Below are 18479 nucleotides of genomic sequence, written 5' to 3' on the forward strand. Positions count from 1 at the left end.
CTGGGAAGCTGCACTCGCATTGCACGGACGAATGCCCACTATCCTTCACTCCACCGCAACTCTTGCCATCTCAGAAACCGGCGAGACGATCGGACGAGACGCCGGAGGCGCGCGCCAGGGCGATGCCGCCGCGGCCCAGACATGGCGCTGCCGACCTGGGGATGAGGGGCCGCGAGTCTGCCATACTCCGCCAGTCTCCCCCCCACCCCGCGAGTCCTCCGTGATCGAGTCCGAGGCGGCCGTGCCCGCCACCACCCCCGAGCGTTGGTCCTGGCCTCCGCTGTTCGGCATCCTCGAAATCCAATTCGGCGCCGCCGTCGGCTTCCTTCAGACGGCCGTGCCCTACTGGCTGGCGAAGGACGGCATGCCGCTCGCCGAGATTGGCATCCTCTCCGGCACCGCCTTCTCGCCCCATGCGTGGAAGCTGCTGTGGGTGCCCCTCATCGACCTCGGCCCATGGCGGCGCATCTGGTACGGCGTCTCCACCCTGCTCACCGCGCTCTTCCTCCTGGCGTGCGCGCTGTTGCCGGAGCCCTCGGGGCACCTGGCGGTGTACACGCTGCTGCTCACCGGCCTGCAGGCGGCGGCGTCCACGGCCCACGCGGCGCTCAACGGCCTGATGGCCATCACCACGCGCCAGGAGGACAAGGGCCGCACCGGCGGCTGGCAGATGGCCGGTAACGTGGGCTCGACGAGCCTGCTGGGCGCCCTGGCCATCTGGCTCGCCAGTGCGTTCTCCCGGCAGGTGGCGGGCATCGTGCTGGCCACACTCGTGCTCGTGAGCGGCGCGGGCATCTTCTGGGTCGCCGAGCGTCCGGGCGAGAAGGTTGCGCGAGCCTCCGTGCTGCACGCGGCCTGGGAGCGCGTGAAGGGGATCGTTCAGGATCTCTTCCGCACCGCCTTCAGCCGCGACGGCATCATCATGCTGGTGCTGTGCCTGGCGCCGGTGAGCTGCGGCGCGCTCACCAACCTCTTCAGCGCGATGGCGGGCGACTACCACGCGCCCGAGCACGTGGTGGAGCTGGTGAACGGCCTGGGCATGGGCCTGTCCGGCGCGCTCGGCTCGCTGGCGGGTGGCTGGATGGCGGATCGCATCAACCGCAAGCTCAACTACGCGCTCATGGGCGGCGCCACGGGGCTATGCGCCCTCGCCATGGCGGCCGCGCCGTTGACGCCGACGACGTATGTCTGGGGCACGCTCGCCTACAGCTTCGCCAATGGCGCGGCCTTCGCGGCCTTCGCCGGCATGGTGCTGGAGCTCGTCAGCGCGGGAGCGGCGGTGACCACCAAGTACACGCTCTTCGTCGCGGCCTCGAACTTCGCCATCAGCACCGTCACCGCGCTCGACGGCAGCGCGTCCGGCTTCCGGGGGCTCGGCGTCCGCGCGAGCGTCGCGTTCGACGGCCTCATCACCTTCGGCGGCATTACGGTGGTGGTGGCGCTCTTCCTGCTCTTCCTGCGCAAGAAGCCCCAGCAGCCCGTGGCCGCGTGACACCCGGGGAGGACTCCGGGGAGGACTCCGGGAATGTCACCTGCGCGATAGCCGAGGGGCGCGGCGCGTGCGCCCGCCAACGTGGGGAGCCCGCTCTCGTCCCCACGGGAGAAGCGGCGATTGTGGGGGACTCCCCCGGCGAGCAGGCTCCTCCGCGCGCCGCGAGCCCCCCGCTCGCGCGCCCGGAGGACACCGCCATGAACCGGAGGGAGTTTCTCGAAGCCACACTCGCGCTGATGATCGCCCCCAGTGCCTTCGCCGCGGGGACGCCCTCCGCGACCCAACCGGTGCCGCGCCGGAAGCTGGGGCGCACGGGCGAGCAGGTCTCCTGCATCGGCGTCGGCGGCTTCCACATCGGCAAGCAGAAGGACGAGGCCGAGAGCCTTCAAATCATCCGGCGCGCGCTCGACAGCGGTATCAACTTCCTCGACAACTGCTGGGACTACAACGACGGGCAGAGTGAGCTCCGGATGGGCAAGGCCCTCCAGGACGGCTACCGGTCCAAGGCGTTCCTGATGACGAAGATCGACGGCCGCGACAAGAAGACGGCCGCGAAGCAGATCGACGAGTCGCTCGAACGCTTGCGGACGGACCACCTCGACCTGCTGCAATTGCACGAGGTCATCCGCGACAATGATCCGGACCGGGCCTTCGCCGAGGGCGGCGCCATCGAGGCGATGACCGAGGCACGCAAGGCGGGCAAGGCGCGCTTCCTCGGCTTCACCGGGCACAAGTCGCCGGACATCCACCTGAAGATGCTCGAGGCGGCGAAGCAGCACGGCTTCCGCTTCGACACCGTGCAGATGCCGCTCAACGTGATGGACGCCCACTTCGACAGCTTCGAGAAGAAGGTGCTGCCGGTGCTCGTGCGCGAGGGAATCGGCGTGCTCGGCATGAAGCCGATGGGGGGCGCCATCATCCTGGAGAGCAAGACGGTCACCGCGCCGGAGTGTCTGCGCTACAGCCTGTCGCTCCCGACGAGCGTGGTCATCACCGGAATGGACTCGCTGGACCGGGTGGAGCAGGCGCTCGGGGTCGCGCGAGGCTTCAAGCCCCTCTCGGAGAAGGAGGTGGGGGCACTGCTCGCGAAGACGGCGAAGGCCGCGAAGGAAGGCGCCTTCGAGAAGTACAAGGTCAGCCAGCACTTCGACGGCACGGTGCAGCACCCGGAGTGGTTGGGTTAGGCCGCGCGCTTGAGGGCCACAAGGAAGCGCGCCTCGGCTACCAGGGTGCCGTCCTCCGCCTCCAGGCGCACCGGCACCCAGCCTTCCACCTTGTCCCCGGACTGGCGCAGCGCCTCGCGGAACGAGGCCAGCACCTCCGGGGGCGGCTCGCACACGGCGAACACCGTGCCCTTCGCCTTGGAGCGGAAGTCCGTCTCCACGCGGTTCACCAGCGCCTTGTACGGGCCCATGGGGAAGTGACTGAAGACGAGCATCCCCATGGTCACCTCCATCGCCGTCACCTGCGCGCCCAGGTAGATGCTGCCCACGTGGTTGCGCGTGCGCCGCTTGAGGGGCAGCCGCGTGCGCGAGCGCGTCTCCGACACCTCCTCCACTCGGATGCCCAGGCCCGAGGTCATCGGGATGATGGCCGGCAACGCCATCGTCATCATCAGGTTCGCCGCCGCCGGAGATACCCGGCGCAATCTCTCCACGAGCTCGAAGGCAAGCATGGCCCCGGTATAACGCAGGTGCACGGGGAGACGGTGGTGGATGGGAGGGCTTTGACCCATCGCGGAGCAGCAATGGTGTACTATTTACACTCCGCACCTGGACGTGAGGGGATGAGGCATGCCCGCCACCGGAAAGCCCGCCGGCCACGCCGCGCGCGAGCCCCTCCTGATGCGGGCGTAGCTTCGCAACGCGTTCACTCTCCGCACGACGTTCTCCGAGACGGACCACGGCCCGCTACGGGTAGTCCACGGCCGGATGGACTTCGAGCTCCAGCACGTCGAGGCGCGGCACCTCTCCGAGGAGGAGCTGCTCCAGCGCCTGTATGCCGACGCGGCCCGCCCCTACGATCTCGAGAATGGGCCGGTGCTCCGATGCGCGCTGTACGGACGAGCGCCCCGCGAGCAGGTGCTGCTGCTCGCCACCCATCACCTGTCGCTCGATGGCGGCTCGCTGAACCTGCTGATCCAGGATCTCCAGCGGCTCTACGGCGCCCAGGTCCGGGGCTCCCAGGCCGTCCCCGGGCCCGCCGCGACCCGGGAGTATGACGAGCTCGTCCAATGGCAGTCGGAGTGGCTCGCGAGTGCCGAGGGGCTCCGGGCACGCGACTGGTGGCGCGAGCAGCTCTCCGGGAGCACGCCCGTGCTGAACCTGCCCACGGATCGCCCGCGTCCGGCCCGGCAGTCCTTCCGCCAACACACGCACCTCTTGCGGCTCGACGAGACGCTGGCCCGGGCGCTCGGAGCGCTCGCGAAGGCGGAGGGCACCAGCCTCTATGCCCTGATGCTCGCGGCCTTCCAGGTGCTGCTCCACCGGCACAGCGGGCAGGAGGACCTCCTGGTGGGAGTCCCCTTCTCCGGACGCAGCCAGGAGTGGCACACCCGCGTGGTGGGGTACCTCGTCAACACGCTCGCCGTGCGCTCCCGGGCTCCGGCGGGCACGTCCTTCCGGACGTTCTACAAGAACACCGCGCGCACACTGCGCGAGGCCCTGGCCCATGGGGACTACCCCCTCCCGAGGCTCATCGAGGACCTGAAGCCCCAGCGCGACCCGGGCCGAGCACCGCTCGTGCAGGCGACGTTCACGCTGATGCCACGTCCCCGGCCCGAGGAGTCTCCCGAGCCACCCCCGTTCGAGCTCGACCGGCTGACGGCCTCCAACGTCGGCCTGGCGGGCGATCTCTCGGTGCACATGCACCTCACCCGCGACGACGGGACACAGCTGCTCTGGGGCGCGAATGCCGACGTCTTCGAGGCGGCCACCGTGGAGCACCTGGCCGCGCGCTATGTCGCGCTGCTGGAGTCCATCGTCCAGGAGCTCGACCAGCCCATCACCCGGCTGCACATGCTCCCGGCCCGGGAGGAGCGCCAGCTGCTGGTGGAGTGGAACGCCACCGGGCAGGCGCGGCCAGAAGGTTGTCTTCACGAGCTGTTCGCCCGGCAGGTGGAGAAGACGCCGGGGGCCCTCGCGCTCCTCTTCGAGCAGCAGGCGCTGACCTACCGGGAGCTGGACTCGCGCGCCAACGTGCTCGCCCACCGCTTGCGGCGGCTCGGGGTTGGCCCGGAAGCCCGCGTGGGCCTGTGCCTGGAGCGCTCACCCGAGCAGATCATCGGCATCCTCGGCGTGATGAAGGCGGGGGGCGCCTACGTTCCCCTCGACCCGGCCTACCCCACCGACCGGCTGGCCTTCATGATCGAGGACGCACGGCTCTCCGTGCTCGTGACGCAGCGCTCGCTGGCCGAGCGGCTGCCCGCCACCGATGTCACGCGGCTCTTCCTCGGCCCGGAGGGCGAGGACCTCACGGCACCCTGCATGGAGGCGCCCGCCAGCGGGGTGGAGGCGGACCATGCGGCGTACGTCATCTACACCTCGGGCTCGACGGGCCGACCCAAGGGCGTCGTCGTCGAGCACCGGTCGGTCCTCAACCTGTTCGCGGTGCAGCCCCGGGTGCTGCCCCTCGGGCCGGGGGATCGCCTGCTGCAGCTCGCGTCGGTGAGCTTCGACATGGCGGTCCAGGAGATCTTCTCCCCGCTCGTCTCGGGAGCCACCCTGTGCATGGCCCGGCGAGAGGCGCTGGTGCCCGGGCCGGAGCTCGCGAGCCTCCTGCGAGAGCGGGAGATCACCACCATCACCCTATCTCCCTCCGCGCTCGCGGCACTGCCTCCGGGGGAGTACCCGTCCCTGCGGGCCATCATGGTGGGCGGAGAGGCGAGCCCGGAGCCGCTCGTGGCGCGATGGAGCGAGGGCCGCCGCTACATCAACGGGTATGGGCCCACCGAGGCCACCATCTACGCCACCTGCGGCCTGTGCACCGCGGGGGCTCCGGTGACGATTGGCCGGCCGATCGGCAACGTGCGCGTGTACCTGTTGGATTCGCGGCTCCAGCCGGTGCCCCGAGGAGTGCCGGGCGAGCTGTACATCGGAGGCGCGGGTCTGGCGCGCGGCTATCTGTGGCGCCCCGAGCTGACCGCGGAGCGATTCATCCCGGACCCCTTCGGCGATGAACCGGGCGCACGCCTGTACCGGACGGGAGACCTGGCGCGCTACCTCCCCGATGGCCAGCTCGACTTCCTCGGGCGAGTGGATCACCAGGTGAAGATCCGCGGCTTCCGCATCGAGCTCGGGGAGATCGAGTCCGTGCTGGGCACCCACCCGGACGTGCGCGAGGTCGTGGTGCTGGCCCGGGAAGACCCACCCGGAAGCCCGAGCCTCGTGGCCTACGTCGTGCCCACTTTCCCTCGCCCTCCGGGGAGGGACGGGGTGAAGGTAGCGCGTCCTCCGAGCTCGACACCGCGGCACTCCGGACCTTCCTCAAGCGGTCCATGCCCGAGTACATGGTGCCCTCGGCCTTCGTGCCGTGCGAACGCCTGCCACTCACATCCAACGGGAAGGTGGATCGCGCGAAGCTGCTCGCCTTGCCGTTGCGCCGCGAGCGGAGCGTGCGCTCCCGTCCCCCTGCGAACGAGACCGAGCGCACCCTGGCGCGCATCTGGCAGGACGTCCTACGGCTCGAGCGCGTGGGGGCGACGGAGAGCTTCTTCGATCTCGGTGGGCACTCGCTGCTGTTGACGCAGGTGCGAGCGCGGGTGAAGCAGGCCTTCGGACGCGAGCTGTCGATGCTGGAGCTGTTCGAGCATCCCTCGATCGAGTCCCTCGCGGCGCACCTCGCCTCGGCCCCGCGAGCACCGGAACCCTCGCGCGCCAGGCCCCTGCCCTCCGCGCAGGACGGCCAGTCGGTGGCCATCATCGGAATGGCCGGGCAGTTCCCGGGGGCGAGTAATCTGGAGCAGTTCTGGCGCAACCTCGCCGGAGGCGTGGAGTCCATCTCGCGCCTGAGTGACGAGGCGCTGGCCGAGGCCGGCATCCCTCCCGAGCTGTCGAGCCATCCCGGTTACGTCCGGGCCAAGGGGGTGCTGGAGGGAGCGGAGCTGTTCGACGCGGAGTTCTTCGGCTTCAGCCCTCGCGAGGCGAGCCAGATGGATCCGCAACAGCGCCGCTTCCTCGAGTGCGCCTGGGAAGCCCTGGAGGACGCGGGCTACCCGCCCCAGACGCATGGCGGCTCGGTCGGCGTCTTCGCCAGCTCCAGCGCGACGACCTACCAACCGCGCCCCGCCTCCGAGACGCCCGCTGACGTCTGGCAGCTCAAGCTGGGACTGGAGAGCGACTTCCTGTCGACCCGCGTCTCCTATGAGCTGGACTTGCGAGGACCGGGCCTGACCGTCCGGACCGGATGCTCGGGCTCGCTCGTGGCGGTGCACCTCGCGTACCGCAGCGTGCTCGCCGGTGAGTGCGACCTGGCGCTGGCGGGAGGCGTGTCCATCTCGGTACCGGTGAGCGGGGGTTACCTCTACCAGCCGGGGATGATCCTCTCGCCCGACGGCCACTGCCGGGCGTTCGACGCGCGCGCCGGTGGAACCGTGCGAGGCAATGGCGTGGGAGCCATCGTGCTCAAGCGCCTGGATCGGGCGCTGGCCGACGGGGACAGCATCCACGCGGTGATTCGAGGCAGTGCGCTCAACAACGATGGCGCGGGGAAGATCGGCTACACCGCGCCGGGAATCGCCGGACAGGCCGAGGTCATCACCCGGGCCCAGGAAGCGGCGGGAGTGCGGCCCCACGAGGTGTCGTTCGTGGAGACGCATGGAACGGGCACACCGCTGGGAGATCCCGTCGAGGTCGCCGCGCTGACGAAGGCGTTCCAGAGAGGCGCGGGCCCACAGGGGCACTGCGTACTCGGAGCCACCAAGCCGAACATCGGGCACCTGGACGCGGCGGCGGGAATCGCTGGGCTGCTCAAGACGGTGCTCAGCCTGCGCCACCGTCAGCTACCTCCGGTCGTGCACTTCGAGCAACCGAACCCAGCGCTGGAGCTGGCCGGGACGCCCTTCTCCATCAACGCGAGGCTCTCGGACTGGACGCCGCTCGAGGGCCTGCCGCGAATCGCCGGAGTGAGCTCCTTCGGCATCGGCGGCACGAATGCCCACGTGGTGGTGGAGGAGGCACCGGAGAGGCCCGCCACGAAGGACACGGGGACCTGGCGTGTACTGCCCTTGTCGGCGCAAAGCGGAGCGGCGCTCGCCGAGACTGCCCGGCGCCTGGGAGAAGCCCTCGCCAGACGTCCGGAGCTGTCGCTGGCCGACGTGGCCCACACGCTGCAGCGGGGACGGACCGCCTTCGAGCAACGCGTGGCGCTGGTCTGCCGGGACCTCCCGGGTGCGGTTCAGGGCCTGGAGCAACTGGTCCACGCGTTCGCGAAGGGCGAGCGTTCACCGGCCGAAGCCCGCGGCCGGGAGGTGGCCTTCCTCTTTCCCGGCCAGGGCACACAGCACGCGGGAATGGGGCGCGCGCTCTACGCCGCCCACGCGGTGTTCCGTGACGAGGTGGACCGGTGCGCCGGGCTGCTCCTGCCCCATCTGGGCCTGGACGTGCGTGAGCTGCTCCTCCAGGAAGAGGACGGCGCTTCCGGTGAGCGCATCCATCAGACGGAGCTCGCGCAGCCCTGCCTCTTCGTCCTCGAGTACGCGCTGGCCCGGCTCTGGATGTCGTTGGGGCTGAGCCCGAAGGCGATGATCGGCCACAGCCTCGGGGAGTACGTGGCCGCCTGTCTCGCCGGAGTGTTCTCGCTGGAGGACGCGCTGGTGCTGATCCGCGCGCGGGGACGCCTGATGCAGGCCGCTCCCGAGGGCGCGATGCTCGCGGTCGGGCTCCGGCCGATGCGCTGCGGCCCCTGCTCGATGAGCACCTCTGCATCGCGGCGTACAACGCACCCGCGCTGAGCGTGGTGGCCGGTCCGGCGGAGGCGATCTCCGGGCTGGAGCGGCGGTTGGAAGCGAAGGGAATGGGGAGCAAGCGACTGCGGACCTCGCATGCCTATCACTCGCCCTTGATGGAGCCGGCGCTGGCGCCCTTCGCCGAGCAGGTGCGGCGGGTGCGGCTCTCGGCCCCCACCCTCCCCTTCGTCTCGAACGTCACGGGGACGTGGATCACCGCCGAGCAGGCGATGGATCCGGAATACTGGGTCCAGCACCTGCGCCAGCCGGTGCGGTTCGCGGAGGGAGCGGCGTGCCTGCTGGCGGCGCCGGAGCAACTGCTGCTGGAGGTGGGGCCGGGCCACACGCTGGGCGCATTGGTGCGCCGCGGCCCGGGCTTCGGCGAGTCCCATGCGGTGCTCTCGTCGCTCCCCCGCCCGGGTATGGCAGCGGATGACGCGGAGTTCTTCCTGTCGCAGGTAGGAGAGGCCTGGAGCCTCGGAGCGACCATCGACTGGCGAGGCCTGAGTCCGGACGAGCGGGGCCGGCGCGTCTCGCTGCCGGCGTACCCGTTCGAGCGCCGGCGATACTGGAGCGATCAGGCAACGTCACACTCCACCACGACCCCGGCGCCTGCGCGGCCTCCGATGCCCGCGCGTGTGCCGATCGCAGGAGGAGATCCCATCCAGCAGGCACTGGCGGGGCTCTGGCGCGAGCTGCTGGGCATCAGTGAGGTGAGCCTCCACGAGGACTTCTTCGAGCTCGGAGGCCACTCGCTGCTCGCCGTCCAGCTGGGCGCGCGGATCCGCGAGACCTTCCGGATCGACTTTCCCCAGCAACGGGTGCTCGAGCACCGGACGGTCGCGCGGCTGAGCGCGTTCATCCAGGAGACCACGCAGGCGGGCTCGATGGGAGAGCCCGCACAACGCCACACGGCCACGCCCAGTGGCGCCGCGTCGCTGCTGGTGGAGCTGAACCGGGGCGACTCGAAACAGCGCCCACTCTTCCTGCTGCACCCGGTGGGCGGCACGGTGTTCACGTATCAGGCCCTGGCGCGCCTGCTCGACCTGGACCTGCCGATCTACGGCGTGCGAGCGCGGGGACTGGAGTCCGGCGAGCTTCCCGCCGGGAACATCGAGGCCATGGCGGCCCTGTACCTGGAGGCCCTCCGCACCCGGCAGCCCGCCGGGCCCTACCGGCTCGCGGGACACTCCTTCGGGGGCGTGGTGGCGTACGAGATGGCTCAGCAACTGCGGGCGCTCGGCGAGCAGGTGGAGTCGCTGGTGCTGATGGACTCACCGGGCCCCGGCCAGATGCCGGTGAGCCTGGGCTCCAATGACGAAATCCAGGACTACTTCCAGCGGATGGCGCCCGAGCTGTTCCAGGAGCTCTTCCTGCGCTCGGCGGGGCGGGAAGGCACGCTGGAGACGCAGTTGCCCCGGAGCGAGGTGTTCCTACGGGTGTTCCGGGAGAACGCGGCGGCCATGTTCGCGTATGCGCCGCGCCCATACGAGGGCCGGCTGGTCTTCTTCCACGCACAGGAACGGGACGCCATCAACCCGCGTCATCCCGAGCTGGCGTGGATTCCCCTGGCCACCGAGGGAGTCGAGGTCCACATCGTGCCCGGCAATCACGTGACGATGCTGGCGGAGCCCCACGTCCGCGGCCTCGCGAGCAAGGTGCGCAGGGCCCTGGAGTAGCACGAGGCGCGCGGGCCCACCGCCCGCCTTGTCCCAGCAGTGCAAGCTTTTGCTTCAACGAATAGCCCGCTGATTTCCCGGAGCGCTGACAATAAGTTGTTCACCAAGGCATGGATGAAGCTTGAGAATACTATTCACCCATGCTTTTGCCCGAAGCTCTCCAACCGAATCGAACTCGCCAGCACGATACCATACTCCTTCGACAGCATCCTCCTGCCACAGGCCATCGCCATCATCGCTCTGCCATTCCCTGGGACCCCGAGTATCCAGCACATAATCCTTACTGGACTTGACGAAATTCCACAGCAGCGCCTTCCAAATGAACTTCACATCATCGCGAGTATTCGCAATAATTCCGGGATCATATTCAATAGCCGCTGCCGCGAAGCTCGAGTCTCGTTCAACCGCAGCAGTCTCCAAATAGAAAACAGGCGAAGAATCATAGACCAGGGTCGTACTCTTCCCCTGAATCACTTTCTGGACTCTCTTACCATCACTCCCGTTGCCCGACTTCCATCCCGGCAGGCGCTCATCAACCACACCGACGATCCAAGAGCGACGTCCCGCCAGCACATGCATACGATTGAGTTCGAGCATTGAACGGAGCAGCTTCACCTCAACCTTTGCCATCTTCTTCAAGTCCCAAAAAGGGAGCTTGTCCGCTCCCTTCTCAATCATAGAGATGAGTCCTTCCAACACTCTATCCCCCCAGTCTCGATATTCACGTTTGAGGGTTTGAACACCGAACCCCTTACCTTGCTGATTCTCTACCACCCCCACCCAATCGTCGTGGAAGTCCGGCAGTTCGATGGAACTTAAGAACTTAAGATCCAATGTAAAGGCCAGCGTTTTCCCATTACGAAACCATCGCTCTCCCCATTCAACCTCCGCACGATTCGGCTTCAAATTCCCTTCTGAGCCATTGAAGAACCTTGGAAAACTCTCAAAGAGATTCGATGCCAATTCGTCGAGCTTTGCCTGTATAACCAAATCTCTATTGCTGGCATTGAAACGGAGACAAGGTATCCGGAAGTGGATGCGGAATTGATTGGCATGAAAATCACCTACCCCATCCTCAACAATCTTGAGTTCGGAAAAATCATTAATCATGAAAGCCTCATCATTAACGAAGAGTACCGTCCTCGAGCTCCGGGAGAACTACCGTGCACTGACCTGGTCGAACGCCCTGCACTTTGGCATACCCGGCCGAATCGAGCGTCCCCTTCTTGACCGTACCATCGGGGAGATGGAGTTCGAACTTCTGATTGGCAAGCGTTTCACCGTCTGATGTTTTCAGCGTAAGCTCGACAAAGCTCTCTGGAGAGTCGTCAGCGACCGCTGGAGCATCATTTGGCTTGATTGACTGACTTTGGAGCGAACCGGCTCCGAGCTTTTGTACCTTGGCTCCTGCCATTTTTATGGACGAGCCTTCCAGTGTGATGGTCTTACCGAAGAACTTGACGGCTCCTGACTTCTCGGCCTTCAAGACAAGCTTTTCATTCACGATGACGGAGAACGTATCCGCCTTCAGCCCGACACTCTTCGCCAGCCAGACCGAGCCGCTATTCACCTGTATACTGGATTTATTCTCTATGTGGAATTCGCAATCATTCCCCGTGAGCTGTTGCAAGCCACCTCGGGCGTCGGTATTGAAGTCGCTCCCCACCTGTATCGAGCTGTCTCCCGCGACGCTCTCTTGACGGCTTCCCCAGACATATTCCTTGTGAGCTCCAGCGATCTGCTGAGACTTGAGCCCGCCAACGGCTTCGTTCAGGGAAAGACCGACGTTGATGGAGTACTCACCTCCGATCGTCAGTGCTGCCGCTGCGCCTATCGTGGTGGATGCGGCCTGTTCGATCGTGATGACGGTGTTCTTGCCAATAGCGATGGATTGATTGCCGTCCACGGACTCGTTCTGACTGCCGCGCGTCGTGGTTGAACGATCACTGCGGACCTCAAGCGTCTGATTACCACCGATGGCGCTGTCATCATCCCTTGCGACATCAAGGTACGCATTGCCCTCCACGGTGATGGAGCGGTCCTTCTTCACCAGCAGGTCTTCGTAGCCGCGCACCTCCTGGTCCTTGTCGTTCTCGGTGACGAGGTCCTCGTCCTTCTGCGCGTGGGTGAAGATCTCCTCCTGCCCGGCCGCGTCTTCGATCCGGAACTCGTTGAAGCCGTCGCTGCCCAGGCTGGAGGCACTCTTCAGCGTGGACTTCGTCTTGTCGTCCGGAAGCGCGTAGGGTGTCGGATTGCCTCCGTTGTAGACGGTGCCAGCAATCAGCGGCCGGTCCGGGTTGCCCTCCAGGAAGCGCACCACCACCTCCTGGCCGATGCGCGGCAGGTACAGCGCGCCCCACGCGGGGCCGCCCCACGTCTGGCCCACCCGCACCCAGCACGACGCCTTGTCGTCCCGCTGGCCCTCCCGGTCCCAGTGGAACTGCACCTTGATGCGCCCATGCTCGTCCGTGTGGATTTCCTCTCCCGAGGACCCCACCACCGTCGCCGTCTGCAACCCGGGAATGTGCGGCAGGGGCGTGGTGCGCCTCGGCCGGTAGGGCACGCTGGCGGGCATGCACTTGAAGCTGTTGCGGTACAGCTGGCCCAGGGCCTCGCGGCCCCCAGGGGTCTCCGGCTGCCGGCCCGAGTGCGCCACTTCCACCACCACGTACTCGCCCGAGTGCGTGCCCTCGTCCTCCACCTCGAAGCGGTACCCCGCCGTCAGCCGGGGGCACACGCCCTCTCCCTCCAGGGTGCGCGCCGCCTGCACCGCCTCCTCCAACCGCACCTTCGCCGCGCCCTTCCCCACCGCGGGCGCCACGTACTCGCCCGGGTAGTCGTACACCTCCAGCTCGCCCTGCCCGTTGCCCGTGTCCTGCGTCTTGCCCGACACGTCCAGCGAGGGCTTCTGGAAGTCGTAGTCCTTGAGGTGCACCTTTCCGGGCCGCAGCCGATGCACCCGCTGCAACGACGAGAGGTACTCCCCCTCCTCCACCCGCCCGTCATTCTCGCGCAGCGGCAGCTTCGCTCCGCCCGGCAGCGCCTCGTGCACGTTGGGCTTGTCGCCCACCACCAGCACGTGCCCCTCCTCCGAGTGCTCGAAGAAGTAGAAGAGGCCCTCCCACTCCATCAGCCGGCTCACGAAGGCGAAGTCCGTCTCGCGGTATTGCGTGCAGTACTCGCGCGCCTCGTAGCTGCCGCTCAGCGACAGCTTCACCTTCACCCCGCCCTCCTCCAGCACCGCCTTGACGATCTGCGGCACCGTCTTCTCCTGGAAGATGCGGCTGTGCTTCACCCGCGTGAGCCACCACAGTTGGGGCACCACCCAGGCCTGGTACCGCCAGCGCCCTCCCTGCTGGCCCAGCGCGTCCAGCCTGCACACCCGCCCGTGCACATGACGCGTCTTGCCCTCGGGCAGCGGCACCGTCAGGAGCGCCTCGGCGCCCAGCAACTCCCGCGCCTCCAGGGGCTCGTCCTCCAGGGAATGGAAGCCCACCTGGAACTCATAGGGGCGGCTCAACCCCTCGCGTCCCGAGAAGTGGCTGACCGACAGACCCTCCGCCTCGAGAGACCCCACCTTGAAGGCAAAGGCCGGTGCTCGCGTCTGGCTCATGAATCCCCCTAGAGAAGTGGAGGATACACGGGACGGCGTGCCTTCGTGGCGAACATCTCGCCTGGCGCGTCACGGGCGCGCCCGTACAACCCCTCATGAACACATCACCCCTTCGCAGTCCGTGCTTCCAGTCTTTCCTGGAATGTTCCGTTTTGACCCCCGGGCGGGTATACTGACGGGACACGGAAAGGAGACCCACATGAAGAACGAAGAGCTGAAGAGCTTCAATGCGGTGGTGCGGGACATCTCGTCGCTGGTGGAGCTGAGCGATGAGGCGCTGGAGCAGGTTGTCGGTGGCCTGGCTGCCCCGGTCGACAGCTGCCCCACCGACCGCGCCTGTGAGCCCGACTGCCGCTGCAACAGCGCCTGCACCAACCTGGCCTGACACACCCCGGGCGGGGGAGGATCTCCATGTCAACGAAGCAAACGAATACCGGGACGCAGGGACTCGAGGACATGATCAAGCTCGAGCCCCTGGAGCTGCCCACGTCCTCCTTCCTGCCCCCGGGCCTCGCGCCCCTGAAGCTCTCGGCGAGCGAGCTCCAGGGGCGCAGTACCCTGCGCACCAGCAGCTACACCATCTACGTGGACCTGCCCGGCAACGCCGACGACATGCTGCTCGTCCACGCCTATACGGGCGCCTATGACCTGGCGTCCAAGCGGGTCGCTACCTATCTGCGCTCGATGGAGTCGCGGCACGCCCCCAACCCGCTCTATGGCACCTGGGCCGCCGAGCCCCCCATCGAGGGCGAGGTGCCCAGGCCGAGCGACGAGACGATCGAGGCCCTCAAGAAGCGCGGCTACCTGCTCACCCTGACGCCCGAGGAGGAGGAGTCCCTCTTCGCCCGGCTGAGCGCGAAGCACCACCTGGCCACGCTGCGCCGCTCGCCCATCTACATCGTCATGCCGACGTACCAGTGCAACCTGCGCTGCCCCTACTGCTTCCAGGATCACATGCGTACGGATCCCAAGTACTCGCACCTGCTGCGGGTGATGGACCGGAGCATGGCGGACCGGCTGCTCGCGGGCATGAACAACATCGAGGCCGCGCATGGCTTCGAGCCCGGTGCGGAGCAGACGCGCACCCTCACCTTCTTCGGCGGCGAGCCGCTCCTGGCCCGGAGCCGGCCCATCATCCAGTACCTCATCGAGCAGGTGCGCGCCCGCGGCAAGGCGCGCTTCACCGCCGTCAGCAACGCCACCGAGCTCGAGGCCTACGAGGACCTGCTCGGCCCGGAGAACATCTCCTCCATCCAGGTGACGCTCGACGGCATTCCTCAGGAGCATGACCGCCGGCGCATCTACCCGGATGGCTCTGGCTCCTTCGAGCGCATCGCGAGCAACATCTCCCTGGCGCTGGCGCGTGGCACGGCGGTGAGCGTGCGGATGAACATCGACCGCGACAACATCTCCCAGCTCCCCGCCCTGGCCGAGCTGTTCGAAGCCCGCGGCTGGAGCAGCCAGAGCCTCTTCAGCTCCTACGTGGCCCCCATCCACGCGGGCAACGGCAACGTGGATGCGAAGTCCACCTTCAATTCCTGGCAGCTCGGCCGGGCGCTGGATGAGCTGCGCCAGCAGCACCCGGGCGTGGCGCGGATCGGCCTCATGGACGACTCGCTCCAGTTCAAGGCCCGGCAGATCTTCGACCAGACGGCCGCGGCCGGTAGCTTCAACACCGCCTTCTGCGGCGCGCACACCACCATGTATGTCCTCGATGCCTTCGGGGACATCTACGCCTGCTGGGAGCGCACGGGAGATCCCCGTCAGCGCATCGGCCACATCACCGAGACCGGTGACGTGCTCATGAGCCGGATGCACCTGCATGCCTGGCGCGGCAGGAACGTGGTCTCCAACCCCGTGTGCCGCAAGTGCCGCTACGCGACCTCGTGTGGCGGAGGCTGCGCGGTGCTCGCCGAGGGCGCCACGGGCACCCTCTACAAGAATTTCTGTGATGGGTATGCCCAGCGCTTCCGCGCTCGCGTCGCCCAGGCCTACCTCGAGCACCTGAGCGGCCAGGGGCCAGGCGTCAACGTCGAGCGGCTCTGCGAGGCCTGAGCAGCGCCCCGGTCAGTGGCTGAGCGCTCAGGGGAGGCTTCGACACGAAGCGACTTCCCCTTGGCGGCGCTCATGACCTGGTGAGGATTCGTGATTTGACGCTCGAGGAAACCCTCGGGCTCGCTCGCGCGCTGCACCCGCTTCGAAGCCATCCCTGAACCACTGCCCTCCGTGGGGGAATGACACCAGGAGACAGGAGCCAACACGGATGCCGCTCCATGCACCCCAGGAGCAACCGTGTTACAGGAGTAAACGAGCGAGGGACGAGCATGGACGAGCGACGGAAGGGCCTCGAGCAGCCGAACCTGCGCGAGCGGAAGCAGCGCCTGCTCCGCCTGGAGCTCGGCGAGGTGGCGCTCCACCTGTTCATCCAGCGGGGCTTCGCCGAGACCACCATCGAGGACATCGCCGAGGCGGCGGGCATCTCACGCCGGACGTTCTTCCGGTATTTCGAGGCGAAGGAAGACGTCGTGCTCTGGCGGTTGCGCTACAGCAGCGAGCAGCTGGGCGCGGCGCTGGAGACCCGGCCCGCCGACGAGCCTCCCCTGCTCGCCGTCCGCAATGCCCTGGAAGTGATGCACGAGAGCTATCAGAGCGATCCGGAGCGCTACCGGGCCTACCTCCGGTTCCTGCTCGAGACGCCCAGGATCCGGGCCCAACTGCTCGACACCCGGGAGCAGTGGCGGGCGCTCCTCGCGCGCACCCTGGCCGCGAGGCTGGGCGATGCCAGGGACAAGAACGGGCGGGCGCTCCTGATCGCCTCCATCGCGGTCTGCGCGCAGGATGTCGCCGTGCGCCGGTGGGCCTCCGAGGGGACGCGGAGCCTGAAGGAATATTTGGACGAGACCTTCACGGCCCTCGGCGAGCTTCTCTGCTCGACACCGGCCCGGAGCGCTCCCGCCAGGAAGCGCTCACGGCGGCGGCCCGTCTAAGCGCCCGGACATAGATGTTGTACACCTCCAGTATGGAGCCGCTGGAGGTAGATGAGGAGGAGCGTGCGCGGCTGAGGGAACTGGGCCGCGCACCTACAGTGAGCTGGTGGGTGCGCGATCGGGTAGAGATGGTGCTGCTGGCTGCGGAAGGCTGGAGCGCACCGCGCATCGCCCAGCACCTGGGAGTGAGTGCCCAGACGGTGCGCCGCGTCGTGCGCGCCTTCCGCCAGCACGGGACGGACGCACTGGAGCGCAAGCTGCCCGGCCCACCTCCTGATTTGCAGAACCAGTTCCGGGTGCGACATGCCTTGGCTGCCCTGTTGGAGCAGCCGCGTACCTGGACGGCCAGTCAGCTGTCAGGTGCGCTGGAGGTCCACGGCCTCCACCTGGGACCACGGCAGGTTCGCCGTTACCTCAACGCTATGGGCGCCAGTTGGCAACGCACCAAGATGAGCCTGACGCACAAGCAGCGTGCCGAAGAGGTAGCACGCGCCAGGCGCCGGCTGGTCACACTCAAAAAAAGGCTCGTGCGTCGAGGATAGACCTCTTCTTCCTGGACGAATGTGGCTTCTCCCCAACGCAGCCCACCGGCTACAGCTGGAGCCCTCGCGGCCAACGTCGCCTTGTCCCCTACGAAGCGCCCATGCGCCGACGCGTCAACGCATTGGGGGCCTACCGGCCCGTGGGTGAACTGCCCACACTGCGCTTCCGGGTGTATTCACGCACTCTCGTCTCCGGTGACATCATCACCTTCCTCAAGACGCTGCCGTCCGGCGTGCGTCCGTGCGTTGTCGTCCTCGATAACGTCGGCATTCACGTCAGCAAGGAAGTGCAGCGGGCAAGGCCCTTGCTCAATCGCCTGGGGCTGTCGCTTTTCTTCCTGCCCGCCTATGCACCTGAACTCAACGAGGTGGAGGCGGTCTTTGGCGTCATCAAGAGCTACGAACTGCCTGAGCGCAGCTACGCCACCCTCCCAGAGTTGATGACGGCGGTACGGCGAGCCTTCCGCCGCTACCGCCGCCGGCTCAATCGAAGAAGGTGATCAACATCTATGTCCGGGGGCTTAGCGGGTCCTGGCGGGGCCGCTCGGAGTATGACAACGCGCCCCGACAGCCACGAACGAGCACGGGGGAGCGGCACACGGCAGCCGCAGCTCGGGCCAGGGCGAGCGCCAACGCAGCGGGCAGCTCATTCTCGGGAATGGTGCAGGCAACAGGGCGCTAGGTTGCACGCACCCGCCCCCGGGCCGCTGGGAACGGTGAGGCGCGCACCTGGACTGCGCTAGGAGCTTGTCGGCGAATCGGCCAGGAGTACGGAGGCGCGTAGCAGGCGCCATATGGCGCGCCAGCAAAGAAGAACAGAGGTCGGTGCCTGGCTTCGTTGGCGTGCCGGGCACGGAGTCCCGCCGCCCGTCAGGCGGGCTGCGCTACCAGGGCGGGCAGTTCCAGGCCCTGACGCCACGGCTTCTTGAGGTTGTGCACCGCACACGCCAGGGAGAATTCTCCGCGTACCTTGGGCAGGCCCCGCAGCGAGAAGCGCGGCAGCGTCCCGAAGTTACCCGCTGCTCCGAGCCGCGCCCCCCTCCTGGCAAGGGGGCGCGGCTTGCTTTCGCGGACCCAATCGATTCTCGTCGGACCCAATCTGGAGGCGCATGAGAGGAATGGGGACCATGTCGAGGGCAGGGGGTTGGGGCGCCACGCTCGCCGCCTCCGCACCTGCTGGGGGGAGCGGCTGGAGAGCCATGAGCGCTTCCTCGCGTAGCGCT

At 67.5% G+C, this 18479-nt stretch carries 12 protein-coding genes and 1 pseudogene; 10 read left to right on the forward strand and 3 right to left on the reverse strand.

The genetic code is table 11. From position 1 onward, the window contains the following. Positions 1 to 220: 220 nt before the first annotated feature. Both ACJ8AN_RS42190 and ACJ8AN_RS42195 read left to right on the forward strand, forming a co-directional pair. Entirely contained in the window at positions 221 to 1492 is a 1272-nt protein-coding gene (locus tag ACJ8AN_RS42190; protein WP_407761313.1) for an MFS transporter, read from the forward strand. Between the two features lie 197 nt (positions 1493 to 1689). Further along, entirely contained in the window at positions 1690 to 2676 is a 987-nt protein-coding gene (locus ACJ8AN_RS42195) for an aldo/keto reductase (RefSeq protein WP_407761314.1), read from the forward strand. Here the strand turns inward: ACJ8AN_RS42195 and ACJ8AN_RS42200 are convergent. After that, a complete protein-coding gene (locus ACJ8AN_RS42200) occupies positions 2673 to 3167 on the reverse strand; it encodes a DUF4442 domain-containing protein (RefSeq protein WP_407761315.1) in 495 nt (164 codons plus the stop codon). The two genes, ACJ8AN_RS42195 and ACJ8AN_RS42200, sit on opposite strands and share 4 nt — an antisense overlap. A 208-nt stretch (positions 3168 to 3375) precedes the next feature. On the opposite strand from ACJ8AN_RS42200, the pseudogene ACJ8AN_RS42205 reads away from it, so the two are divergent. The 3 genes and pseudogenes from ACJ8AN_RS42205 to ACJ8AN_RS42215 all read left to right on the forward strand — a co-directional run. Further along, positions 3376 to 5883 (forward strand): annotated as a pseudogene (locus ACJ8AN_RS42205) (non-ribosomal peptide synthetase); the annotation flags it as partial. Between the two features lie 221 nt (positions 5884 to 6104). Then, positions 6105 to 8441 carry a beta-ketoacyl synthase N-terminal-like domain-containing protein gene (locus tag ACJ8AN_RS42210; RefSeq protein ID WP_407761316.1) on the forward strand — a complete coding sequence of 779 codons (2337 nt, stop codon included), beginning with the start codon at positions 6105 to 6107 and terminating at the stop codon, positions 8439 to 8441. A 5-nt stretch (positions 8442 to 8446) separates the two neighbouring features. After that, the gene (locus ACJ8AN_RS42215) at positions 8447 to 10114 is read left to right on the forward strand and encodes an alpha/beta fold hydrolase (RefSeq protein WP_407761317.1); all 1668 of its coding nucleotides are present in this window, start codon (positions 8447 to 8449) and stop codon (positions 10112 to 10114) included. A 54-nt stretch (positions 10115 to 10168) separates the two neighbouring features. On the opposite strand, the gene ACJ8AN_RS42220 is transcribed toward ACJ8AN_RS42215, so the two are convergent. Further along, the gene (locus tag ACJ8AN_RS42220) at positions 10169 to 11224 is read right to left on the reverse strand and encodes a hypothetical protein (RefSeq protein WP_407761318.1); all 1056 of its coding nucleotides are present in this window, start codon (positions 11222 to 11224) and stop codon (positions 10169 to 10171) included. Between the two features lie 13 nt (positions 11225 to 11237). Beyond that, the gene (locus tag ACJ8AN_RS42225) at positions 11238 to 13727 is read right to left on the reverse strand and encodes a type VI secretion system Vgr family protein (RefSeq protein ID WP_407761319.1); all 2490 of its coding nucleotides are present in this window, start codon (positions 13725 to 13727) and stop codon (positions 11238 to 11240) included. A 199-nt stretch (positions 13728 to 13926) separates the two neighbouring features. On the opposite strand from ACJ8AN_RS42225, the gene ACJ8AN_RS42230 reads away from it, so the two are divergent. The 5 genes from ACJ8AN_RS42230 to ACJ8AN_RS42250 all read left to right on the forward strand — a co-directional run bounded on the left by ACJ8AN_RS42230 (position 13927) and on the right by ACJ8AN_RS42250 (position 17756). After that, positions 13927 to 14112, forward strand: a complete 186-nt coding sequence (locus tag ACJ8AN_RS42230) for a hypothetical protein (protein ID WP_407761320.1) — start codon at positions 13927 to 13929, stop codon at positions 14110 to 14112. A gap of 26 nt (positions 14113 to 14138) precedes the next feature. Next, complete coding sequence (locus ACJ8AN_RS42235; RefSeq protein WP_407761321.1) at positions 14139 to 15782, forward strand: radical SAM protein; 1644 nt, start codon at positions 14139 to 14141, stop codon at positions 15780 to 15782. Between the two features lie 269 nt (positions 15783 to 16051). Continuing rightward, positions 16052 to 16714, forward strand: coding sequence for a TetR family transcriptional regulator (locus ACJ8AN_RS42240; RefSeq protein WP_407761322.1), 663 nt, complete (start codon positions 16052 to 16054; stop codon positions 16712 to 16714). Positions 16715 to 16746: 32 nt separating this feature from the next. Next, positions 16747 to 17256: a helix-turn-helix domain-containing protein gene (locus ACJ8AN_RS42245; RefSeq protein WP_407761323.1), complete on the forward strand. Its 510-nt coding sequence runs from the start codon at positions 16747 to 16749 to the stop codon at positions 17254 to 17256. After that, complete coding sequence (locus tag ACJ8AN_RS42250) at positions 17148 to 17756, forward strand: IS630 family transposase (protein ID WP_407761324.1); 609 nt, start codon at positions 17148 to 17150, stop codon at positions 17754 to 17756. Before ACJ8AN_RS42245 ends, ACJ8AN_RS42250 begins: the two co-directional genes overlap by 109 nt. The last annotated feature ends 723 nt before the right edge of the window (positions 17757 to 18479 follow it).

The sequence above is a fragment of the Archangium sp. genome (assembly GCF_045802675.1).
Lineage (GTDB): Bacteria > Myxococcota > Myxococcia > Myxococcales > Myxococcaceae > Archangium.